The organism is Paenibacillus sp. Z3-2 (assembly GCF_054161325.1).
The window spans coordinates 1,943,244-1,966,457 of the sequence record NZ_CP096397.1; the positions used below are offsets into that span (position 1 = coordinate 1,943,244).

Genomic DNA, 23,214 nt, shown 5'->3' on the forward strand with positions numbered 1-23,214 from the left:
GAGAGTACATGAAGGGAGGTGAATACGATGCAAATGGAAAAAAAGGAATGGCAAGCACCAGCTCTTGAAGTGTTGGAAGTCAATCAAACGATGGCCGGTACTGGCTACAGACAAATTGACTGGATCACAGTTCACGATGCGGATCTGTACGATCCAACTTCCTAAGTTGTTTAGTTTTAAAACGTGTCATCATACTTAAAGGGCGGAAATGGAACCAATCCAGCTTTTCGCCTCCGCCCTTATATTGAGCAACATGAATATAAGGGCTTTTTTTACATTTTATTATGAAGGAGGCGTCGTTCATTGTTGCCTGTGCATTATGTAGCGTATGGCTTGCGCTGGTCGAGCCAAATTCCAATGCCTGAACTGCAGTGCGTACCCGAGGGTGCAGAGCACAATGCTGATGCCGTAGATGTACACATTGAGTCTTCAGATCTGAACCCACTGTGGAAGAGCTGGGATGTTGGCAATGACAACTTTGTGGCACGGGAAGGCAGTCTTTTTTTCAAAATCGAAGATGCAGGCCTGTTTCTAATGGAGCATGGAAAGCGTATCGTTGTATCCCCTCAGCCAGGAGCGGATGAGAAGAAGGTCAGATTATTCATCCTGGGCACCTGTATGGCGGTCATTATGATGCAGAGTGGCATTCTTCCATTGCATGGTAGTGCAGTTGTTATTGATGGCTGGGCTTACGCATTTGTCGGACATTCGGGGGCAGGTAAATCGACGTTGTCGGCTGCACTGGCATCACGTGGATATCCCCTTCTCACCGATGATGTTGTCGCACTGACCTGGGATGCCGGAGGAAGAGCTATCGTCTCACCTGGTTACCCGCAACAGAAGTTATGGCAACCCAGTCTGGATGGCTTCGGCATGAAGGAACAGGATTATGCAACGGTTCACGCGGAGATTACGAAGTATGCGATACCCGTTCAGCATTATTTTCACGAGATGGCTGTGCCACTAGCGGGGGTATTCGAACTTGCTCCACAACCGGAAGAAGACCATACGTCCGTTCAACTGGTTGAAGTGACGGGGCTGGAACGATTGCATGTATTGTGCTCTCATACGTTCCGTGGTGGACTGGTTGCAAGACAGGGGCTGGCACAGTGGCTGTTCGAGACCGCCTCCAGACTCTCGGCAAGTGTGGAAATTGGCAGATTGACCAGAACGGGTGCTGAATTTACAGCATTTGAGATGGTGGATCGAATCACAGATCATATACGCAAAGGAGTGCATTCAGGACAATGACAGCGACTACGCCGATGAATGTGGAGGACCGGGTAACCCGGAAAGAAGGCAATCTGGTTAGTGATATGGGCAGTGAGAAAGTCATGATGAGCATTAACACTGGAAAATATTATAATCTCGGGAGTACCGGTGGGCGAATCTGGGATCTGATCGCAGAGGAGCGGACGCTGGGTGAACTGGTTGAGGTGCTGGCTGCGGAGTATGAGATTGAGCCAGATGTATGTCGTGAGCAGGTGGTGCAATTTCTTGAACATCTGTCCCGTGAAGGATTAATCGACGTTACTCGCGGAGTATAGAACATGCTGCGAAAAATAAAGGCTTATTTCTCGCTCCCGCGCGCGATACGTCAACTGGTATGGGAGGCCTATATCCTCCTTGGCTGGGCACGCATACAGAAGGCTATGCCATTCGCCAAAATTGCACCAGGGCTGGGGACGCCTATGGTTGAAACACCGATGACTGGGTTGGATCGCAGCGAGGTGATCGCTATACGGAATATTTCCAAGGCGATTATGATCGCCAGCAAATATACGCTATGGGAAAGCCGCTGCCTTGTGATGGCGATCGCCGGGATGAAGATGCTTGAGCGACGGAAGATAGGTAGCACGTTATATATGGGGACTGCACGGAACAAGCAAGGACATATGATGGCTCATGCCTGGCTGCGAAGTGGAAAATTGATCGTGACCGGAGCTGATACTATGGACCAATATACGGTTGTCGGCGTGTTTGGCAAACGTTGTCCGGAGAAGGGATCTGGGGAGATTGTCTATGACACATGAAATTGAACTCTATTCATCAGGATTTCCAAAGGAACTTAAGCTGATCTTAAGCATGATTAGAGGTGAGCTGACGTCTCTATCCCCTGAAGAAGTCCAGGCGCGTTTGCAGGGAACGGATTGGCAGCTTTTTCTACGGCTTGTGTATCATCACCGCTTGTACTCTATCCTCTACTTGAAAATGAAAGAAATGAACTCTTCAATCATTCCGGCAGATGTTCTCGAGAGTCTGAGACAACAATACACGGCCAATACGTTCCGTATGTTGCATCTGACAGCAGAGATGGAGCAGGTGTGCGGAGCATTCCGAGAATGTGGTATCCGCAATATTACCCTGAAGGGACCAGCGCTGGCTCATGATCTCTATGGGGATGTATCCATGCGTACCTCCAAAGATCTGGATATCCTGATACCATTGGCTGATGTAGAGGCGGCTGAAAGCATTCTCGCAACCCTTGGTTATGTGTGCAAGGAAGGAGAGCGAACACCTACGGTTGGCAGCTGGAAGTGGCGTGAACACCACATCTGTTACACCCATCCGGTCAAACGGACTCAAGTCGAGATTCATTGGCGGCTCAACCCGGATTCGGGGAAAGAAACCGATTTTGAATTGCTGTGGAAACGCAGCCGGTTCAGTTCATACACACAGACACCTGTCCGTATGCTCGAACAAGAAGACCTGTGGGCTTATCTCGTAACCCATGGCGCACGACACGGCTGGTTCAGACTGCGCTGGTTACTGGATATCGACCAGATGATCCGCAGCATGCCACTCGATGTGAAGAAAGTAGAAAGACGTCTGAAAGCGGAGGGACGTTTATCGATCGGTTCACAGGCTCTTTATCTTGCCTCGGAGCTACTGAACACGCCGCTGGATGCAGCGTATAGGTCTTTGATGTCCTTGAGTGACCGTACAGGCAAGCGATTAGCCAGCGAAGGCGCAAAATTCATGAATGACATGCTCGAAAGTCCAGCTGACATGAAAAATTATCAATCGTATCTGTTTAAACTGCGAAGTACGAAACAGAAATGGTTCTTTTTCATTGAACGTTTGTATCCAAGTACATGGGATGTGGATCAATTGCCGCTTCCACGTTCATTGTTTTTTCTGTACTTTCCGTTACGTCCGTTTCTCTGGTTCTGGCGGCGCATTAAAAGGTATACGATGACGGAAAGGGGTAAAGTATGATCTCCGAATTAAAGTACTTCATGCGAAAGCTGCATCATGTCACGGGGCCCATTTTATATTGGAATCTGCTGGGGATGATCTGTATCAGTCTCATGGAAGGGATCGGCATCTACATGCTTGTTCCGATGCTGAGTCTGATCGGCATATTTGAGATGGGCTCCACAGGCTTGAACATTCCCTGGATTGGAGAAGTGTTGAATCGTTTTTCTGAGAATAGCCAATTGTTACTCGTACTGTTCACCTTTGTGTTGATTGTCTCCGGACAGGCCTGGATGCAGCGTCTCCAGACGATCCGTAATACTCGAATCCAGCAGCAATTTGTGCGAACGCTGCGCATGGAAACCTATGGTGCCATTATTATGGCGCAATGGTCATTTTTTCTCCAAAAACGAAAATCCGATTTTAACCATATATTAACCACTGAACTTGCACGTGTGAGCCAGGGAACGAGCATTATGCTGCAAATGGCAGCCTCTCTGATCTTTACGGGAATTCAGATCGGTCTCGCTTTCTGGTTATCCGCCAAGTTGACGGCACTTGTGCTGGTCTGTGGATTGTTATTATTTTTTGTCTTACGAAAATTCGTCAAGCGGGCCAAGCAGATTGGGGATCAGACCTCTCAATTTTCCCAAAGTTATTATAATGGCATTACGGAGCATTTCAACGGAATCAAGGATATTAAGAGCAATATGCTCGAACGCTCACACATGAACTGGTTTGAGCGTATGTGCAGACAGATTGAACGCAACGTCATTCAATTTAGCCAATTGAACAGTGGAACACAGCTTATTCATCGGCTGTCCGCAGCTGTTATTATTGCTGCATTCATCTATCTGTCTCTTCGTGTAATGACAGTACCTCCCGCAAGTTTGCTGCTCATCATCCTTATCTTTTCCCGCTTATGGCCAAGGTTTACGGCAATTCAGTCCAATCTGGAATACATCAGCTCGATGTTGCCTGCATTTCGGGTGGTAAGAGAACTGCAAGCGCAGACGGCGAAAAGTCGTGAGATTAGCGAAGAGATTTCAGCAGGAGATGCTGGATCTGATGGGATTCAACCGATGGAACTGAAGGAATCCATTACGTGTCAGGATGTCTGTTATCGTTATGAGGGAAGTGATACGTACTCGTTGATGAATGTGCAAGCTTCTATTCCGGCAAAGGGCATGACCGCAATTGTGGGCAAATCCGGAGCAGGCAAGAGCACGTTGATTGATCTGGTTATGGGCCTTGTCAGACCTGAGAGTGGTCGCATTTTGATTGACGGTGTACCTCTGTCAGAGGAACGATTACTGAATTGGCGAAGTTCGATCGGATATGTCTCCCAGGATCCATTCCTGTTTCATACGAGCATTCGTGAGAATCTGCGTCTGGTTGATCCGAATGCAAGTGAAGAACAGATGTGGCAGGCTTTGCAGTTTTCATCCTCTGCAGCTTTTGTACGGAAGTTACCCCAAGGTCTGGATACGATCATAGGTGATCGAGGTATTCGGCTATCCGGGGGGGAACGTCAGCGATTGGTGCTTGCCCGGGCTATGCTGCGTAATCCTTCGGTATTGGTACTGGACGAAGCGACAAGTGCGCTGGACAGTGAGAATGAACAGTACATCCATGAGGCGCTGGAACGATTGAAAGGACATGTGACGATTATCGTGATTGCACACCGATTGTCTACGATCCGAACGGCAGATCGTGTGATTGTGCTGGATGAAGGTCGCGTAATTCAAGAGGGCGGATATCAACAGCTATCTACTGATCCGGTAGGGACGTTCAGCAAGCTTTTGAACATGCAAGCGGGTGTTGTAGGACAGTAAATGAGTTGAGATTCAGAAGACGTTCTAGCGCGAGTATGGGCACGATACAGCGTAAAGAGGCGCGCCACGATGGGCGCGCCTTTCATTTATTATTGGTTGGTATATTGAGCAAGGTTTATTGAACAACGGCTGTTTTCGCAGGAAGCGGCAAATGAAGAGCACCGATCTGCTCCAAATGCTGTACGATCTCTTGCACGGCTTCCTCAATGGACCATTGCTCTGTATCGATGATGAATGAAGGAGATTTTGGTACATCATAAGGGGCGGAAATGCCTGTGAAATGCGGAATATCACCATTGCGGGCTTTTTTGTAAAGTCCTTTGGGATCACGACGCTCACATTCTTCTATCGAACAGCGCACATAGATTTCAATGAAATCATCCGGTTCGAATAATTGTCTAACCATCTCCCGATCCTGTTCATGAGGAGAGATAAAGGCCGAAAGTACAAACAAACCTGCATCCACCATTAACTTCGATACTTCCCCAATTCGGCGCAGATTTTCTTGACGATCCGCAGCTGTAAAACCGAGATCACGGTTCAGTCCATGACGTACATTATCCCCGTCCAGAACAAAACAGCGTACGCCTTGCTCGTAGAGATACTGCTCCAGGGCAAATGCAAGAGAAGATTTGCCTGCACCGGATAAGCCGGTGAACCATATGGCTCGACTGTGGTGCCCATTATGTTTCTCCCGGTCTTGTCTATCAATGCTGGATGATTGCCAGGTTATATTGCGCTCTTCCTTCGACATGGTATCCCGCCTCTTCCTATAGGTATGATATGTATTATATTTTAACATATTTTCAAGATTATAGCACCTTGTGGTTTTCTTCATAATAAGCGTGAATCGACAAAATATCGGGTATAGATGTAGTACATACATAGCAGGAGGAACAATATCATGAGCGAAAACATTCAAAATATAGAGGTTGGGTTCAAATGCCCAGATTGCCAGCAGAATATAAGAGCAGAATTTATACACGAACAAGTAAGTACTGTTCGTTGTGGGGGGTGTGACCGAGCGTATTCGCTTATGAAGCCAACCATCGGTGATGAGATTCTACTTGATTGGGAACAGGAGGCTTTGTATCACAAGCTGCGAGCAGAGCGGTCTGAACTGGATAATCATAATATGTCGGCCTTGATTATCAAAGTCATAGAGTTGCTGACATGGCGTGATCGGGGAGATGGCCAGACACGTGCCATACAGACGGTGAGGGAATGGCTTGCTTCCAGTGGAAAACCCCAGACCTTGCTGGAATTGTTCCATCAAACTCCGCCACCAAGAAAATAAACGTTTTGATCGATAAGTATTTACATACATTAGCCGTTCCTGTGGCATATTACCTGAAGGTGTTCGTGTGTGCAAACGACAAACCAAATCTTTTCAGGAACAGGAGCGGATAGAATGAAGCGAATGGTTCTATACATACTGTTGGGGCTATTATCCATCAGTGTGGTTCCGGCACAAGTTGAAGCATCGCCGGTTACCGGAGCTTATCACTTTGGCTTCAAGAAAAGCCAGAACGGTCAGCTGCCCTCGATTGATCAGGAAGGCTTTAAATCGATCTTACAACATAACGATGCCATTTTCCTGGGGGATACGAAACAGAAGGAATTGTATCTCACGTTTGATAACGGGTATGAGAATGGACTCACGCCTGCGATACTGGATGTTTTGCGTGCCAAGAAGGTACCTGCTGCTTTCTTTGTGACAGGTCACTATCTAAAGGATCAACCTGAGTTGGTCAAACGTATGGCGGCTGAAGGTCATATTGTGGGTAATCATTCATGGAGTCATCCGGATATGACTCGCATCTCCAATGAGAAGCTTAGAGAGGAACTGGAGAAGGTCAAGTCGGAGGTCAATCGGCTGACGGGTCAACAAGCGACCTTTTTGCGGCCACCGCGCGGAATTTTTAACAATCGTACGCTGGCAGAGAGTCATGCCCAAGGGTATGTGAACGTGTTCTGGTCTGTTGCCTACAAAGACTGGGATACCAATGTGCAACGTGGTGCACAATATGCTCATCAACAGGTGTTGAAACAACTCCATCCGGGCGCTGTCATTTTGCTTCATTCAGTATCCAAAGACAACACTCAAGCCTTGGGTTCCATCATTGATGAGGCTCGCAAACAAGGGTACGCATTCAAAAGTCTGGATGATCTGCGGACCAAAAGTTATTGATCCATTATCATAATGACCAATGGGCTAGACTTAAGTCTTTCCAAAGTTTAGCTAAATATAAAGGGCATCCTGAGCGAATGAAGCTCGGAATGCCCTTTTTAGGTTGTATTGGTATGTTGGGCGCAATCGTTAGATGTGACACCATACCGATCAGAATCCCCAGAATCCAGATGAGAAGGATTCTGGGATATTACAAGATGTTGTATGTGTAATTCTATAAAACGGTGTTATAGATGATTCCGATCGTTTTGGGACCACAATGACTGCATATAACACAACCAGCAGTGGTCAGTTCTACCCGGGCACCGGTTTGCTCCTGCAAAGACTTCTGCAAGTCGAGCGCATCCTCTTCAGCCATCGTATGCACAACGATCAGCAGGTCTGGATCAATCTGGTCCTTTGCGCTGAGCGTGTTTTGCAGCATTTGTTCCAGGGCTTTCTCCCTTTTGCCGCGCACTTTATAAGCCGGTGCCATCTTGCCATCCGTAACCCGGATGACAGGGCGGATTTTCAACAGACTTCCAATCAGGTTTTGCATACCTGAGCAGCGTCCGCCTTTGTGCAGATACTCCAGTGTATCGATGACAAACTCCGTGCGCACATTTGCTTTCATCGCCTCAATCAGGTGTGTAATCTGATTCAGGGTTTGTCCTTTCTCGGCCGCATGGACAGCTTTCATCACCATAAGTGCAATTCCTGATGACAGATTCTGTGAGTCGATGACAGAAATGCGACCTTCCGGGAACTCGGAACTCGCGAGTCGTGCATTTTGGTAAGTAGAAGAAAGTTCAGAGGATAAGCTGATATATAAAATTTCATCCCCTTGGTCTATGTAAGGTTGAAATGCCGTCATGAAATCAGCGGGTGAAGGTGCAGCCGTTTTGGGAAGACGCCCATCTTGACTGACACGCTCATATAGCTGCTCTGGCTTAATCTCAGCACCGTCTTTCAGTGATTCTTCACCGAACACCACATACAAGGGGATGATGCCGATATCGTGCTGCTGGATCCATTCTGGAGCCAGATCACTTGTGCTGTCCGCAAAAATTTTGATTCGTGACATGTCAATCTCCTTTGAAATACAATAATTTTGGCGAAAAATATAGATTATACTTATGTGTTGTAAACCCATTCATTTTAATTATAAGGAAACATGACGCTGATGCAAACCGTTACATCAGCGTCATGCCTACCAAAATAAGTCCAACGAATAACAGAATCATGATTCCATTTAATATGGTCCCGATAATGGCAAAGACTTTCTTTCGGTTCTTGAGGACTAGACCAATAATTCCGAGGATGCTTCCGACCAGATTGAGAATCAGGCAGATCAGAATGGCTAGAGAAGCCAGAATGACCGCTGGATGCAAGGCCAGTTCTTCTGCCTGCAACGGGGTGAGAACTCCGATTGACTCGTTTATAGCCATGGTGGCAATAAAGAATATCAGAATATAACCTAAGATCGCAAGTAATCCAATGACAAAGCTGGCGATTCCAGGTCCAGAATGTTTTAGTGGAGCCAAGGGTTGCCTCTCATAATCCGGCGGGTATGGTTCATAGATATTGTTATTGTATTGATCTGCATGGTTAGCGTTCTGATCCGTGTTGTTGGAACCTGAATTGTACGAATTGTGATTATCCATAATTGTAATATCCCTCCCTTAATCATTGTACTGAGTGTTATTAACCTAATCGGCGTATAATAATTCTCCTTAGAATAGAACGATGGCATACCTGTCTACTTTTCCATAATTATCGATAAAAATCAAGGATTTGCCCCAGTTTTCTATGATATGTAGGGCAGGGATAGGACTAGTAAGTATAAACAGACATATAACTCTTCGTAGCTCCGAGCCGACTGGTAAAGGAGGAGTGGATTCGCTACAATAAAGGGAGTGAAGAGTTGAATTAAGGGAGAGAACTTACATGCAACGAAGATGGATGATGCTTGGAGCTGTATTAACCATGCTATCTGTGGCAATAGGTGCGTTTGGTGCACACATGCTCAAGGATGCGATTGGACCGGCTGCCATAGCTACATATGAGACTGGTGTGCAGTATCACATGATTCATGCACTTGCTTTGCTCATTATCGGCTTGACGGCTGGTCAACTTGGGGCATCTACGAAACTGAAGTGGGCGGCGCGCCTCTTATTTATTGGAATTATCGTGTTCTCGGGTAGCTTATATGTGCTTAGTATTTCCGGTATCAAGATTCTGGGAGCCATCACACCAATAGGTGGGGTAGCCTTTATTGCCGGGTGGCTGTTACTCGCAGTGGACGTATGGCAGCGAGGTAAGGATCGCTCCTAATTCAGGAAGAGTATCGTCCTGTTTCGAATCGGGACATATGAAAAATAACGTTATAGCGTGATTCTAATCATCAACTAAAAAAAGCAACTTGCGTGAGAATTTTATGTTAATTCCCACATAAGTTGCTTTTTTAATGTTTTGGATCTCATAGTTACAGAAATTCATCGATTTCATTGGTCCGGAACGTGTACACTTGTTTTTCATCTACATGGTAGATACTCACAATACTTGTATCCCGATCAAAATTCAAAATGCGGCATGGAATGCTCTGATGTTTACCGTTCTTGTTATTGACAACAATACGGGTGAGTTTATTCTCTTTAATGAGCGTGTCAATCCACGCATCAAACGAATTTCCACCGGAAACATTGGATGTTTGGGGGGCAGGCTTTTTCTCGCTAACCGGTTTTTCTTGCTGATTCTGTGTTTCGGCTGGAGCAGGTGAGGCAGGTGTCTGTGTGGCAGTGGACGCCTTCTGTGCTGCGTTAGCTTGTGATTTTTTACGTTCGTTGTGAAGTGTAACGAAAGAGTCCTTCTTGGACTGGAGTGTCGCTTCAATAATTTTGCCTAGCTCTATGCCGGATTGGATCCGAAAGTCCGCAATTTGTTCCTCTTTGTTTATGAACTCCAACAGGGACTGCAGTGCCAATGCATTTGAGCGGCTCTTAATAAGTATATCGACATTAAATAAAAAGCCGATTTCCTCTTGATTGGATAAGGTTTCTTTCATTCATCCCAGCCCCGTTAAAAAGTATGTCAGCTCAAAAAAACGCTTCAATACACTATATCATTAAAAAGGTGATAATCATAGTGTTAGAGACGCGGAAAATGAGTTGATGCAATGGTAAAAAGTTACAATTACAGCCCGGTATTCACGTCTTTCCGCAGGTGTCCACACGACAATCCAGAATGAGGCATACAATTATCGTGACCTGTGGAAGAGGAGGTGGATCGGGAAATTATGGTGACGATGGAGCCCATTGTAGTTGGAGAGCATGTATTGGTAGGGGTAGAAGTCAAGCTGCCCAAAACAACGTTGCTGACCATTAACACATCCAAAGGATATATCATGTGCGGAGCACTCGACGTAGAATTACTTAATGAGAAGCTCGGGGATCGCAAAATTATTGCAGCTCGGGCGGTTGGTGTGCGTACACTGGAGCAATTGTTGCATGCACCTATGGAGTCGGTGACAACAGAAGCCGAGACCATGGGCATTACGGTTGGTATGACAGGTGTAGAGGCTTTATTGAAAATGATCTAATGACTAACAAAAGGGCTCCCCTTATGGGAAGCCCTCAGGCTGTCGAGAAAGTATCGGCAGCCTTTTCATGCCTTTCTAATTCATGACGGCACCGCGTTAATGTTATATAATATAGGTAACTTTTAAGGATTGGATGGTGTTCGCATGTTGCGTAAAAGTCGAGAGAAACAACAAACCTACGAGTTCGTCTCGATCGAAGATCTGGTTCCAGAAAACCATATGCTACGTAAAATTGATCGATATATCGACTTTTCTTTCATCGATGAAAAAGTACGCCCTTTGTATTGTGAAAACAATGGTCGTCCAGCCATTGACCCAACACTCCTTTTTAAGATGATTTTCCTTGGTTACTTTTATGGTATTCGCTCTGAACGTCAGCTCGAACGCGAAGTCCAGACGAATCTCGCTTACCGCTGGTTTTTGGGACTTGGACTGACGGACAAGGTTCCAGACCATTTGACGATAAGCTGGAACCGTCGGACTCGGTTCAAGGATACGTCGATTTTCCAAGATATTTTCGATGAAATTGTGTTACAGGCAATCTCGCACAAAATGGTGGGCGGGCGTGTGCTCTTCTCCGATTCCACACATATAAAAGCAAGTGCCAACAAACATAAGTACATGAAACAAGAAGTACTGCAAAACACAAAAGACTATGTAAATGAACTAAATGCAGCGGTAGAAGCAGACCGAAAAGCACACGGAAAAAAGCTCTGAAAGAACGAGAGGAGGTGGAAGAAACGAAGGAAGTGAAGGTGAGCACAACCGATCCCGACAGCGGCTACATGGTACGTGACGGTAAGCCGGAAGGTTTTTTCTATCTGGACCACCGCACGGTGGACGGCAAGTACAATGTGATTACCGATGTGTATGTAACGCCAGGAAATGTGCATGATTCCGTGCCGTACCTCACGCGCCTGGATCGACAGTGTGAGCGATTTCGTCTTCCCGTGGAAGCTGTGGCACTAGACGCCGGTTATTTGACCAACCCAATCTGCAAAGGCTTGGAAGAACGCCAGATTTACGGCGTCATTGCACACCGAAGATTCATGCCCGTGAAAGGTTTATTTCCCAAAACAAAATTTAAGTACAATGCCCACTTAAATACCTACACCTGCCCGCAGGACCAAGAGCTACCTTACCGCACCACAGACCGCCAAGGTTACCGACAGTACGCGTCAGATCCAGCGATCTGCCGGATTTGTCCGTTGCTTACCTCCTGCACACGCTCGGCGAACCAGCGAAAAGTGGTGACCCGCCATGTCTGGGAAGACAGCAAAGAAAAAATACGGGAAAACCGTCTGAGCCGCTCGGGCAAGCAGTTGTACCGCAAACGAAAAGAGACGATTGAGCGAAGCTTTGCCGATGCCAAAGAACTGCATGGCTTTCGCTATTTTAGGCTGCGTGGACTCGTGAATGTGACAGAGCAGGCTCTCCTAACCGCTGCCGTACAGAATATGAAGAAGGTAGCGAACCACCTCGACCGGCAGGCCAAGAAGACCTAAACGGCCTTCTTGGCCTGCCGGTCGAGGAAAGTATGTCTACTTGGATAACAAAGAAACCCGACTCTCGAAAGAGAACCGGGTTTCTCGACAATCTGAGGGCTCCCCTTATGGGAAGCCCTTCTACTTTAGCATCTTAATATAGAGTCTGGCACGTCGTAGCCACTAATTCTATACACAGACTCTTCTTAAATCCTCTTATTAAGTTAAGCTTCTTCCTTCGCGAACAAGGCAGCCAGGTTTTCCTTGAAAGGTGCGCGAACAACGCCTTTCTCCGTAATGATAGCTGTTACATATTCGTTAGGGGTTACGTCAAATGCTGGATTGAATACTTTAATACCTTGCGGTGCTGTACGTTTACCAAATCCTTCGGTCACTTCCTCCGCAGCACGTTCCTCAATTGGAATCAGGTCTCCGGATGGAGTGGACAAGTCGATGGTCGACAACGGGCTCGCTACATAGAACGGAATGTTGTGAGCTTTGGCAAGCACCGCCACACTGTAGGTTCCGATTTTGTTGGCTACGTCGCCATTCGCTGCAACACGGTCTGTTCCGACGATAACCGCTTGAATCCAACCTTTGGACATCACCATGCCTGCCATGTTATCACAGATCAGCGTAACGTCGATGCCGGCTTGCTGTAACTCAAATGCAGTCAGGCGTGCACCCTGGAGTACGGGACGAGTCTCGTCTGCAAATACTTTCAGATGAATGCCGCGTTCCTGTGCAAGATACATCGGAGCGGTTGCTGTACCGTATTTTGCAGTAGCCAGTCCGCCTGCATTACAGTGGGTGAGTACACCCATACCATCTTCGAACAAAGGCAGTGCATTCTCACCGATCATGCGGCATACTTCTTCGTCTTCCTTCTGAATCAACAGAGCTTCTACTTCAAGAGCATCATTGCCCTCTTCCAAACTCATACCAGATTCAACGACCTCATTTGCTTTTTGCATCATGCGATCCAAAGCCCAGAACAGGTTCACCGCTGTAGGACGGGAAGTAGCCAGATGAGCACATATGGATTTTACGTGATCCAGCCAGCCTTGAATGGTCGTTCCATCATATGATTTCGCACCCAGTACGACACCAAATGCAGCAGCAATACCAATTGCCGGAGCACCGCGTACTTTCATGGAGTGGATGGATTCCCATACTTCCTCGGGTGTATACAATTTCAACATGAGGATCGTTTCAGGCAGCAGACGCTGGTCAAGCATTTCAAGCTTGTCCTTTTTCCAGATCAGAGAGGACAGAGGCTGATATTCAGGGGTTGTCATGGATGGTTCCTCCGTTCTTTATGTTACGCCTTAGTAGTAGAGACAGCTGTAGATACGATATCGAGTACTTCACCGATGGTATTCAAGCGACGATTGTTCTTGATCAATGCTTTGCCAATGGACAATGCTTTACGCTGAGCATGCTCACGTTCAGTCGCATCCGAAATGGTATCTATATCAGCCACGTGAGCGAGGCCCACGATACGGCGAACCATTTTGGCACCTGCGAAGCCGATCGAATCTCGGAACAATTGTTGCACATACAGATCCTGATAACCTGGCGTTTTTGCCATCGGATCAACCAGGTCGTTAGCCCAGAGGCCACGGAAACGGGATTCGAACTCAGTCCATACATCACGAACCATATTCAGCAAAAGCGTTTCACGCTTACGCAGAGCCGTCCCCTCTTGAATCCATCCTGGCAGGGATGCGTAGTTTAATAGCAGGTTGGCAAGTACTGCACCGACATCGAATCCCATGGGGCCATAATACGCAAATTCGGGATCAATAACCTTGGTTGATTCCGGTGTAACAAAAATACTGCCTGTATGCAGATCTCCATGAAGCAGTGCCTGCCCATGTGTCAGGAATTTTTCCCGCAGCAAGGCCACTTCAAGGTGAAGCTCTCCATCGGAACGAAGCGCTTCAGCTTCATCTTCAATGGAAACATCATAATTATTTTTCTCGGCGATCCGATAGGGTTCATCAAAGATCAGATCTTCCGTTATTTTGCATTGGTCCGGATTAATGAATCTGCCCTGTTGTTCCTTCTTCAATTGCTGATCCATGCCCAAGTCAGATGTGAAGAACAACGTTCTTGCCATGAATTCCCCAATATGCTGTGCAAAAAGAGGATAGGTAACACCTTCAATCAGGCCTTTACGCATGATCACATGATCACTTAGATCTTCCATAACCGTTAACGCGAGGTCGTCATCGTAATGATACACTTCGGGTACCATCCCCGGACATAGACGATACTCCTCCTGCAGAATTTCACGTTCAATTCGGGCGCGTACCAGAGAGAGTGGCCAAGATTCTCCAACCACTTTCGCATAAGGAAGCGCCTGTTTGATAATGATACTTTTATCGGAGTTCTGATCCGTGATGTGGAATACCAAATTCAGATTGCCGTCGCCGATCTCGTGACAATCCAGATTCGCATCTGCCGCAAACGGACCCGGTAATGTTTTGGCCAGTTCAATTGCATCCTGGGGGGTAAAAGGGCGATATTGGGACAAAGGTGCCACCTCCATATATATGAAGAAACAGGAAAACCCACTTCTTTGCTTGGTATATGTCAGTATATCGGAAATAGCGCGGCTTTTGAACTTTTTTTTGAGACAAGCTAAGTCAATCCTGATTCGAACTTCCTGTGTAAGGGTAAAAACAAATAGGCCGGACGGTTGAGAGAAACGCCGTTAACAAGCCTCTCCGCTACCATGCGGTGACGTATCATTAACTCTCTGTTATGCATTGCAGGCCCGACCTGCGAACCAAGCATGACGGACTAATTTTAAATAAAGGATGGGATTAATATGGCTACAAAAAACAAAACAGATCAAGCGAAATCGGTGGAACAAGTACTTAATCGTCAGGTAGCTAACCTGAACGTATTGTATGTCAAAATCCATAACTATCACTGGTACGTTAAAGGACCTAACTTCTTCACATTGCATGTGAAATTCGAAGAATTCTACAATGAAGTTACCGTGCAAATGGATGAAATCGCTGAGCGTATTCTTACGCTGAAAGGTAGCCCTACAGCAACAATGAAAGAGTACCTGGAGCTTTCCTCTATCCAGGAAGCAGCAGGCGGTGAAGACGCCAAGACAATGGTACAAAACCTGATTGAGGACTTCGCTACGCTTTCGAACGAATATCAGGAAGGGATCGAAGTTGCAGATGCAGCTGAAGATCAACCAACATCCGATATGCTGACTGGCTTTAAGGCGGATTTGGAGAAACATATGTGGATGCTTCGCTCTTTCCTGGGTTAATATATCCACGATAAAACCTTATTCAAGTGGATTTTTAATGTAAGCTTCCTGATCCGGATCATGTTGTCAGAAACGCAGTGAGCGTCTATACTGCTGACAAGAACGATAGGAGGGGACCGCTTATGTTAGAACCAACGATTCCGGCTTTAAAAGAATGGGCATCTGCAATTAAAGCACTGGAAACGGGTCGCCAGATTATGGTGATGCGCAAAGGAGGCATTGTGGAGGAAACCCGACATTTTGAGCTGAAAAGTCCGGCATTTTACCTGTATCCGACTTATGAACATCAGCGTAAAGAACTGATTAAGTCCTCGGATCAATCCTATGTTGAAGAATCATTGGCCGAATGGGTGCCCGAAGCTTCGACAATCCGCATTACGGCATATGCCGAGGTAACGCAGGATCTGGAGATACGAGATCAGGAGATGCTGGATCGGCTTTTTGACTTTCATATGTGGACAGCGGATTTTGCCGAAGACCGTTTGAAATGGAAACGGAAAGATCCGCTCCATGTATTGATTCTACGTGTGTACCTTTTGAATGAACCGATGGAGATCCCAGTACTACCTGAATATAATGGTTGCCGTTCCTGGATTTCCATTCCGAATGGTTCAGTGCCGCGCGAAATGACGCCGGCGGTGGACGTTGCGGATTTTGACGAACAGGCACAGAAGATTAACGAAATGCTCAAAATGTAATGTTACTAACGGAAGGACTTGTCCACGATATGGATAAGTCCTTTTTAATTAGCGTAGAAGAATCAGATAAAAGGTTGATTTACTGTGATTTTTCTCACTGTCTATCTCTGACGAAGATGTTTTCTCATTTGATTCAATTGGGCATTTATTATAGAATCAGATAGAATAATATTTCCTGCAAGGAACAGGGGCTCTTAGGAAATGACTTGATTATCATTGAGAATCAGTTTAGAATTATTCTAAAGTGTTCTTCCTATACAGAATCAAGTACAGGAGAAATTCAGGGGAAGCCCTGTTCAGATATAATAGGCGCTTTTTCGTTTTCGACAGCAAACATTAAATTAATCAATGGAGGGAAACAATACACATGGCTACGAATTTCGTCATTGAAGGTCTGAAAGCGACGATCGAAGGTAAGGAAATCCTGAAAGGCATTAACCTGGAAATGAAAGGTGGAGAAATCCACGCAATCATGGGGCCGAACGGAACAGGTAAATCAACTCTGGCTTCAGCATTGATGGGCCACCCTAAATATGAAGTGACTGACGGTACAATTACACTTGATGGTGAAGATGTATTGGACATGGCTGTAGATGAGCGCGCACGCGCAGGTCTATTCCTGGCTATGCAATACCCAAGTGAAATTGCAGGTGTTACGAACTCCGACTTCTTGCGTAGTGCGATCAACGCACGTCGCGGCGAAGGTAACGAGATCTCCCTGATCAAGTTCATTCGTCAAATGGAAGGTAAAATGAAAGAACTCGACATGAACCCTGAGTTCGCTCATCGTTACTTGAATGAAGGTTTCTCCGGTGGTGAGAAAAAACGTAACGAGATTCTGCAAATGATGCTGCTTGATCCGAAAATTGTAGTACTTGATGAAATTGACTCCGGTCTGGACATCGATGCTCTGAAAATCGTGGCTGACGGTGTGAACGCTATGAAGAGCGAAGATCGTGGCTTCCTGATCATCACTCACTACCAACGTCTGTTGAACTACATTACGCCTGACTATGTTCACGTAATGATGCAAGGTCGTATCGTGAAATCCGGCGGACCTGAATTGGCTCACCGTCTGGAAGCGGAAGGGTATGACTGGGTAAAGGCAGAGCTGGGAATTACAGACGAAACTGTAGGCCAAGAAGCGTAAAGACAAAACGGAGGAGGATTAATCAATGACTACACAAACAATTCTTCCGGTTGAATCTGAAGCGCTTCGCGCCTTGTCGGAAAGCAACAATGAACCCGGCTGGTTGACCGAACAGCGGCTCGAAGCTTTAACGCTTGCGAGCGGGCTTGCGCTTCCGAAACTGGAAAAACAAAAAATCGAACGCTGGAATGTCAGCGAGTACGGAACATATAAAACAAGTGAAGCCATTTCTTCTTTAGAAGAAGTACCTGCTTCCATCAAAGATCTGGTTAAAGATCAAGCTGAGGGTAGTCTGGTTATCCAGCGTAATTCCGGAACAGTGTACTCTAAGTTGTCTGCTGATCTGGCGGCAAAAGGAGTTATCTTCACGGATCTGGCTACAGCGGTTCGCGAACACGGTGACCTGGTAAAAACGTATTTGAACACAGCAGTGAAAGCAGATGAGCATTCCCTCGCTGCATTGCATGCAGCACTTTGGAACGGTGGGGTTTTCCTGTATGTTCCGAAGAATGTCGAAATTGAAGTACCGCTGCAAGCAGTTCTGCTTACGGATGATGCATCTGCAACGTTTGCACCTCATGTGCTCGTGGTTGCTGAAGCAAACAGCTCTGTAACTTATGTGGATAACTATGTGTCTGGCGAATTGTCCGGACCTATCTTCCATAATGGTGTTGTGGAAGTGTTCGCAAAATCCGGTGCTAAAGTACGTTTCGCATCGGTTCATCAATTAAGTGTGAATGTGACTGATGTGTCATTCCGTCGTGCAGTCTTGGAGAATGATGCTTCAATCGAGTGGATCGTTGGGGAAATGAATAACGGCGATACAGCGAGCAACACGATGACCGTGCTCAAAGGCAATGGATCAAGTTCTGATTCCAAAGTCATCGCTGTGGGTTCGGGTTCGCAGAAAATCAACTACACCACAGAAGCTCGTCACTTCGGCAAGAATACACCAAGTCAGATGATTACACGTGCAGTGATGCGTGAAGAAGCTTCTGCAATCATCAACGGAATCACGAAGATTGAAAAAGGCGCGACCAAAGCCGATGGACAGCAGACAGAGAAAGTGTTGATGCTGAGCCCTAAAGCACGTGGAGACGCCAACCCGATCCTTCTTATTGACGAGGACGATGTAACAGCAGGTCACGCGGCTTCTGTTGGTCAAGTCAATGCCGAGCAGATTCATTACTTGATGTCGCGCGGAATTAACCGTACGGATGCAGAACGCCTGATCATTTATGGCTTCTTGGCTCCGGTGGTGGCGGATATTCCTTTGGAAGCACTGCGTACCCAATTGCAGTCTCTCATTGAACGGAAACTCGGACAATGAACCCGTCCATTCGCGAGCAGTTCCCGATCCTCCACCAGGAAATTAACGGACACCCGCTCGTATATTTAGATAGTGCTGCAACTTCACAGAAGCCTCATGCTGTGATTGAAGCAGTCAAACATTATTATGAGTATGAGAACTCTAACGTACACCGCGGTGTTCATACCCTTGGAAGCCGTGCAACAGACGCCTACGAAGGCGCTCGTGAGAAGGTAGCCAAGTTTATCAATGCCCGTCGTACAGAGGAGATTATCTTTACCCGCGGGACAACGACAGCCCTGAATCTGGTGGCTTCATCTTATGCCCGCGCCAATTGCAAAGAAGGCGATGAAATTGTTATCACGCAAATGGAGCACCATAGTAATCTGATTCCTTGGCAGCAGGTTGCCAAGGAGACAGGAGCAACATTGAAATACATCCCGCTTCAGCCTGACGGTCATATTGAATTGGCTGATGTCGAGAAGACGATTACAAACAATACTAAAATTGTAGCAATCGCTTATGTATCCAATGTTATGGGCATAATCCACCCAGTGAAACAAATTGCTGAAATTGCACATCGCAATGGTGCTGTCATCGTTGTTGATGGCGCACAAAGCACACCTCACATGAAGGTAGACGTTCAGGATCTGGACTGTGATTTCTATGCATTATCTGGTCATAAAATGTGCGGACCAACCGGAATCGGTGCACTCTACGGCAAAAAGGCGCTGCTGGAGTCCATGGAACCCATTGAGTTCGGCGGTGAAATGATTGATGATGTGGGTCTGTACGAATCCAACTGGAAAGAGCTTCCGTGGAAGTTCGAAGGCGGAACCCCAATTATCGCAGGTGCGGTAGGGTTGGGAGCTGCCATTGATTTTCTGGAGCAGATTGGTATGGATGAGATTGCACATCATGAAAGTGTGCTGGCAGCTTATGCAACGGAACGTCTGGCCGAAATTGACGGGTTAACCATCTATGGCCCAGCCAAGCGGCATGTGGGTGTCGTTACCTTTAACCTGGGTGATGTTCATCCGCATGATGTGGCAACTGTGCTGGATGCGAGTGGCGTAGCCATTCGTGCCGGACACCATTGCTGTCAACCGCTTATGCGCTGGCTTGAGGTTAGCTCAACAGCTCGTGCCAGTTTCTATCTATACAATAACGAACAAGATGTAGATCGGCTTGTCAGCGCCTTAATCCAGACAAAGGAGTATTTTGGCGATGCAACTTGATGATCTGTACCGGCGTGTTATAATGGACCACTACAAAAACCCGCGTAACCGCGGAACATTTGATAATGACGCTGTCACGGTGAATTTGAACAATCCAACGTGCGGCGACCGGATTTCACTGCAAATTTTGCTGAAAGACGGAATCGTTCAGGAAGCCAAATATACGGGTGAAGGCTGCTCCATCAGCATGTCCTCGGCATCGATGATGACGGAGGCTGTCAAAGGCAAAACAATGGAACAGGCACTCGATATCGCTAACCGTTTTTCCTCACTGATGAAAGGTGAAGAAGTCGATTTCGACGATTATGAAGATCTCGAAGCCCTATCCGGTGTGAACAAGTTCCCTGCACGCATCAAATGTGCCACTCTGGCCTGGAATGCATTACGCAAAGGGATTGACGAAGAGAACAAAGTACAATAACGATAGGGAGGTAGAGCAAGATGGCTAAAAAAGCACCAGAAATGGAAGAGTACAAATATGGTTTTCGCGACGAGCACAAATCCATCTTTCAAACCGGTAAAGGTCTGACTGCAGAAGTGGTTACCGAGATTTCCAAGATTAAGAATGAACCGGAATGGATGTTGGAATTCCGTTTGAAATCCTTGAAACAATTCGAAAAGATGCCAATGCCGAAATGGGGCGGAGATCTCGACGGATTGGATTTCAATGAAATTCAATACTACGTTCGTGCTTCGGAGAAGCAAGGTAAAACATGGGAGGAAGTTCCTTCCGAAATCAAGGAAACCTTTGATAAACTGGGTATCCCTGAAGCAGAGCAGAAGTTCCTTGCAGGTGTATCGGCTCAGTATGAGTCCGAGGTTGTATACCACAACATGCAAAAGGAATTGGAAGACCAAGGTGTAATCTTCATGGATACGGATACGGCTCTCAGAGAGCATCCGGAAATCCTGCGTGAATATTTTGCAACGGTTATTCCGCCAGCAGATAACAAATTTGCTGCATTGAATAGTGCGGTATGGTCCGGAGGAAGCTTCATCTACGTGCCGAAGGGCGTTAAATGTGAGGTGCCTCTGCAAGCCTACTTCCGGATCAACTCCGAGAATATGGGACAATTCGAGCGTACACTCATCATTGCCGACGAAGACAGCTTCGTTCACTATGTAGAGGGATGTACAGCTCCAATCTACAGCACGAACTCACTGCACAGTGCGGTCGTTGAGATCATCTGTAAGAAAAATGCTCGTGTTCGTTACACAACGATCCAAAACTGGGCACCAAACATCTACAACCTCGTTACGAAACGTGCGGTTGCAGAAGAAAATGCAACGATGGAATGGGTCGATGGTAACATCGGTTCCAAACTGACGATGAAATATCCAGCAGTTGTACTGAAAGGCCGTGGAGCGAAAGGTTCCGTGCTCTCCATCGCTGTAGCTGGTAAAAACCAGCATCAGGATGCAGGTGCGAAAATGATCCACTTGGCTCCGGATACAACATCTACAATCGTGTCCAAGTCCATCAGTAAACATGGCGGTAAAGTAACGTATCGTGGTTTGGCTTCCTTTGGACGTCAAGCGGAGGGTGCAAAATCGAATATCAAGTGTGATACACTCATTCTCGATAATGAGTCCACATCGGATACGATTCCTTACAATGAAATCATGAATGATAATATCATGCTGGAGCATGAAGCTACAGTATCCAAAGTGTCTGAGGATCAGCTCTTCTACCTGATGAGCCGTGGTCTGACTGATGCAGAAGCAACACAGATGATTATCATGGGCTTCATTGAGCCATTCACGAAGGAATTGCCAATGGAATATGCCGTTGAGATGAATAGATTGATCAAATTCGAAATGGAAGGCTCTATTGGTTAATCCAATGCAGCGCTATTCGAAGCCGTGAAGCGGAACGATGTTGCTGCTATTAAGCTTCAAATCCTTTTCACGGAATCACAAAATCATTGAAGAAAGGTCGAGGGATATTCCGTCGACCTTTTTTTTGAATTTCTTAGTATATTGATGAACTTGGCGTTATTCAATTACATAGCTATTATATTTATAGTAGTGTATTGCACCGCTTGGAATATACATTGAGAGAGACCAGATAGTGGCTCCAATGATATTCTGAGCGGTATTTTTGTGGGATAAAATAAGACTAATAGCACAAGCCATTTCATAGATTTAAGCATTTAATGATAGAAAAGGATGTGAGTGTATGAGCGTTAACCCTTTCGAGGGATATCGAATTACAAGTTCATTCGGCTATCGAATTCATCCCATTCATGGTGGTCAGACGTTTCATCGCGGAATTGATCTCGTGACAGAACCCTGGAATGGCCCTGTCTATGCCTTTATGGAGGGTAGGGTACGTTTTGCTTCCGAGGGAGTTACAGGCTCCGGATTCGGCGGTTACGGGCTTACAGTAGCACTTCAAGATCATCGAGGTTATTTGCATTGTTATGCACACCTTTCACGTATTGCTGTAAGCGTTGGACAGCAGGTGAAGCGAGGCCAGCTTATCGGTAATCAGGGGAGCACAGGTCAGAGTACTGGTCCGCATGTACATTATGAGATCCGTAAAACAAGCGCGCCTTCTTACGGATATACTGCCAGTGAAGATGGTGTGACAGAACCGGGAACATACCTACAGTCTGAATACGAAACTGCGTCCCAGGAACAGGAGGCCCAGCCGATGACCACGGAGCAGAAGAGAATGTTTGAAGCCATACAGAAAACGCTGGAGATTCAGGGAGACTGGATTCAGCAACAGAAGCAACGTTCCAATATGGATTGTCCTGCGTGGGCACAGCAAGCGCTAGACTATTATCGACCGTTTATTATGAACGATACAGGCAGTTATGAATTTTGGCGATTACTTGTCATCATGTACCGCAAGGAAAACGGTATCCAGGTTCATTCCGATCCTGATATATAGAACACTACGATGAAGAGGGATTAGGATGAGCTCGAATCTTTAGGCAGGATGCGAGACCTGACAGACAACCATTTATCGAATGTTGCCGTTTCGCCCGGTTCATCTGGAGCGGAGCGTCATATGTTAGGGTATACCTGATGAAGAGGAGGCAATCACATGAGCGAAGTAGGATATGGCTGTGGAGGCAACGTAGGCGGCGTAGGTGGATACAATCCATTCACATCGACTGGTGCAATCTTGGTACTGTTCATTCTGTTGGTTATCATCACAAAAGCATTCTACGTTTAATCCAACACGAACGAATCACGATAGACAAAAGGGAAGCCGATTACGGCTT

At 46.4% G+C, this 23,214-nt stretch carries 26 protein-coding genes; 20 read left to right on the forward strand and 6 right to left on the reverse strand.

The features are described 5' to 3' along the window. Positions 1–27 precede the first annotated feature (27 nt). The 6 genes from M1D71_RS08665 (at position 28) to M1D71_RS08690 (ending at position 5,033) form a co-directional block, all read left to right on the forward strand. Complete coding sequence (locus M1D71_RS08665; RefSeq protein ID WP_174806426.1) at positions 28–165, forward strand: paeninodin family lasso peptide; 138 nt, start codon at positions 28–30, stop codon at positions 163–165. Between the two features lie 138 nt (positions 166–303). Then, a complete protein-coding gene (locus M1D71_RS08670) occupies positions 304–1,251 on the forward strand; it encodes an aldolase (RefSeq protein WP_458126112.1) in 948 nt (315 codons plus the stop codon). Continuing rightward, complete coding sequence (locus M1D71_RS08675; RefSeq protein WP_458126113.1) at positions 1,248–1,547, forward strand: lasso peptide biosynthesis PqqD family chaperone; 300 nt, start codon at positions 1,248–1,250, stop codon at positions 1,545–1,547. Before M1D71_RS08670 ends, M1D71_RS08675 begins: the two co-directional genes overlap by 4 nt. 3 nt (positions 1,548–1,550) lie before the next feature. Further along, complete coding sequence (locus M1D71_RS08680) at positions 1,551–2,033, forward strand: lasso peptide biosynthesis B2 protein (protein WP_458126114.1); 483 nt, start codon at positions 1,551–1,553, stop codon at positions 2,031–2,033. After that, the gene (locus M1D71_RS08685) at positions 2,023–3,219 is read left to right on the forward strand and encodes a nucleotidyltransferase domain-containing protein (RefSeq protein ID WP_458126115.1); all 1,197 of its coding nucleotides are present in this window, start codon (positions 2,023–2,025) and stop codon (positions 3,217–3,219) included. The genes M1D71_RS08680 and M1D71_RS08685 overlap by 11 nt, the downstream gene beginning before the upstream one ends. Next, positions 3,219–5,033, forward strand: coding sequence for an ABC transporter ATP-binding protein (locus M1D71_RS08690; protein WP_458127203.1), 1,815 nt, complete (start codon positions 3,219–3,221; stop codon positions 5,031–5,033). Before M1D71_RS08685 ends, M1D71_RS08690 begins: the two co-directional genes overlap by 1 nt. A 115-nt stretch (positions 5,034–5,148) precedes the next feature. Here M1D71_RS08690 and cysC read toward each other — a convergent pair whose 3' ends face one another. After that, positions 5,149–5,787 carry an adenylyl-sulfate kinase gene (gene cysC / locus M1D71_RS08695; protein ID WP_458126116.1) on the reverse strand — a complete coding sequence of 213 codons (639 nt, stop codon included), beginning with the start codon at positions 5,785–5,787 and terminating at the stop codon, positions 5,149–5,151. 150 nt (positions 5,788–5,937) lie between these two features. On the opposite strand from cysC, the gene M1D71_RS08700 reads away from it, so the two are divergent. Both M1D71_RS08700 and pdaA read left to right on the forward strand, forming a co-directional pair. Further along, entirely contained in the window at positions 5,938–6,330 is a 393-nt protein-coding gene (locus tag M1D71_RS08700) for a hypothetical protein (protein ID WP_458126117.1), read from the forward strand. Positions 6,331–6,444: 114 nt separating this feature from the next. Then, complete coding sequence (pdaA, locus tag M1D71_RS08705) at positions 6,445–7,224, forward strand: delta-lactam-biosynthetic de-N-acetylase (RefSeq protein ID WP_458126118.1); 780 nt, start codon at positions 6,445–6,447, stop codon at positions 7,222–7,224. A 214-nt stretch (positions 7,225–7,438) separates the two neighbouring features. Here the strand turns inward: pdaA and M1D71_RS08710 are convergent, their stop codons facing one another. Together M1D71_RS08710 and M1D71_RS08715 are read right to left on the reverse strand one after the other, a co-directional pair. Further along, entirely contained in the window at positions 7,439–8,287 is an 849-nt protein-coding gene (locus tag M1D71_RS08710; protein WP_458126119.1) for a DegV family protein, read from the reverse strand. 109 nt (positions 8,288–8,396) lie between these two features. Continuing rightward, positions 8,397–8,867: a hypothetical protein gene (locus tag M1D71_RS08715; protein WP_458126120.1), complete on the reverse strand. Its 471-nt coding sequence runs from the start codon at positions 8,865–8,867 to the stop codon at positions 8,397–8,399. A 283-nt stretch (positions 8,868–9,150) separates the two neighbouring features. Between M1D71_RS08715 and M1D71_RS08720 the strand changes: the two genes are divergently transcribed. Continuing rightward, a complete protein-coding gene (locus M1D71_RS08720) occupies positions 9,151–9,537 on the forward strand; it encodes a DUF423 domain-containing protein (protein ID WP_458126121.1) in 387 nt (128 codons plus the stop codon). A 151-nt stretch (positions 9,538–9,688) separates the two neighbouring features. Here the strand turns inward: M1D71_RS08720 and M1D71_RS08725 are convergent, their stop codons facing one another. Further along, on the reverse strand, positions 9,689–10,267 hold the full coding sequence (locus tag M1D71_RS08725; protein ID WP_458126122.1) for a hypothetical protein: 579 nt from the start codon (positions 10,265–10,267) through the stop codon (positions 9,689–9,691). Between the two features lie 231 nt (positions 10,268–10,498). Between M1D71_RS08725 and M1D71_RS08730 the strand changes: the two genes are divergently transcribed. Both M1D71_RS08730 and M1D71_RS08735 read left to right on the forward strand, forming a co-directional pair. Beyond that, positions 10,499–10,801 (forward strand): YunC family protein, encoded by a 303-nt coding sequence (locus M1D71_RS08730; protein ID WP_458126123.1) that lies wholly within the window; start codon positions 10,499–10,501, stop codon positions 10,799–10,801. 144 nt (positions 10,802–10,945) lie between these two features. Further along, positions 10,946–12,306, forward strand: a protein-coding gene (locus M1D71_RS08735) for an IS1182 family transposase (protein ID WP_458126124.1) whose coding sequence is annotated in 2 segments (ribosomal slippage) — positions 10,946–11,513 and positions 11,513–12,306 — 1,362 coding nt in all. Because the reading frame shifts where the segments join, the coding sequence is not laid out codon by codon here. 203 nt (positions 12,307–12,509) lie between these two features. Here the strand turns inward: M1D71_RS08735 and mtnA are convergent. After that, positions 12,510–13,583: an S-methyl-5-thioribose-1-phosphate isomerase gene (gene mtnA / locus M1D71_RS08740; RefSeq protein WP_458126125.1), complete on the reverse strand. Its 1,074-nt coding sequence runs from the start codon at positions 13,581–13,583 to the stop codon at positions 12,510–12,512. Between the two features lie 23 nt (positions 13,584–13,606). Beyond that, positions 13,607–14,824: an S-methyl-5-thioribose kinase gene (gene mtnK, locus M1D71_RS08745; protein WP_458126126.1), complete on the reverse strand. Its 1,218-nt coding sequence runs from the start codon at positions 14,822–14,824 to the stop codon at positions 13,607–13,609. A 297-nt stretch (positions 14,825–15,121) separates the two neighbouring features. On the opposite strand from mtnK, the gene M1D71_RS08750 reads away from it, so the two are divergent. From M1D71_RS08750 to M1D71_RS08790, 9 genes are all read left to right on the forward strand, one after another. After that, positions 15,122–15,583, forward strand: a complete 462-nt coding sequence (locus M1D71_RS08750) for a Dps family protein (RefSeq protein ID WP_145319641.1) — start codon at positions 15,122–15,124, stop codon at positions 15,581–15,583. A gap of 122 nt (positions 15,584–15,705) precedes the next feature. Beyond that, positions 15,706–16,281: a DUF1802 family protein gene (locus tag M1D71_RS08755; RefSeq protein WP_458126127.1), complete on the forward strand. Its 576-nt coding sequence runs from the start codon at positions 15,706–15,708 to the stop codon at positions 16,279–16,281. Positions 16,282–16,648: 367 nt separating this feature from the next. After that, on the forward strand, positions 16,649–17,431 hold the full coding sequence (gene sufC, locus M1D71_RS08760; protein ID WP_017689540.1) for a Fe-S cluster assembly ATPase SufC: 783 nt from the start codon (positions 16,649–16,651) through the stop codon (positions 17,429–17,431). A gap of 25 nt (positions 17,432–17,456) precedes the next feature. Beyond that, positions 17,457–18,761, forward strand: a complete 1,305-nt coding sequence (gene sufD, locus M1D71_RS08765) for a Fe-S cluster assembly protein SufD (RefSeq protein WP_458126128.1) — start codon at positions 17,457–17,459, stop codon at positions 18,759–18,761. Then, entirely contained in the window at positions 18,758–19,978 is a 1,221-nt protein-coding gene (locus M1D71_RS08770; RefSeq protein ID WP_458126129.1) for a cysteine desulfurase, read from the forward strand. Before sufD ends, M1D71_RS08770 begins: the two co-directional genes overlap by 4 nt. After that, complete coding sequence (gene sufU, locus M1D71_RS08775; RefSeq protein WP_017689537.1) at positions 19,968–20,399, forward strand: Fe-S cluster assembly sulfur transfer protein SufU; 432 nt, start codon at positions 19,968–19,970, stop codon at positions 20,397–20,399. Before M1D71_RS08770 ends, sufU begins: the two co-directional genes overlap by 11 nt. A 20-nt stretch (positions 20,400–20,419) precedes the next feature. Then, positions 20,420–21,817, forward strand: a complete 1,398-nt coding sequence (gene sufB, locus M1D71_RS08780; protein WP_036669904.1) for a Fe-S cluster assembly protein SufB — start codon at positions 20,420–20,422, stop codon at positions 21,815–21,817. 340 nt (positions 21,818–22,157) lie between these two features. After that, positions 22,158–22,877, forward strand: a complete 720-nt coding sequence (locus M1D71_RS08785; RefSeq protein WP_458126130.1) for a M23 family metallopeptidase — start codon at positions 22,158–22,160, stop codon at positions 22,875–22,877. Positions 22,878–23,033: 156 nt separating this feature from the next. Continuing rightward, the gene (locus M1D71_RS08790) at positions 23,034–23,165 is read left to right on the forward strand and encodes a YjcZ family sporulation protein (protein WP_222125181.1); all 132 of its coding nucleotides are present in this window, start codon (positions 23,034–23,036) and stop codon (positions 23,163–23,165) included. Positions 23,166–23,214 lie beyond the last annotated feature (49 nt).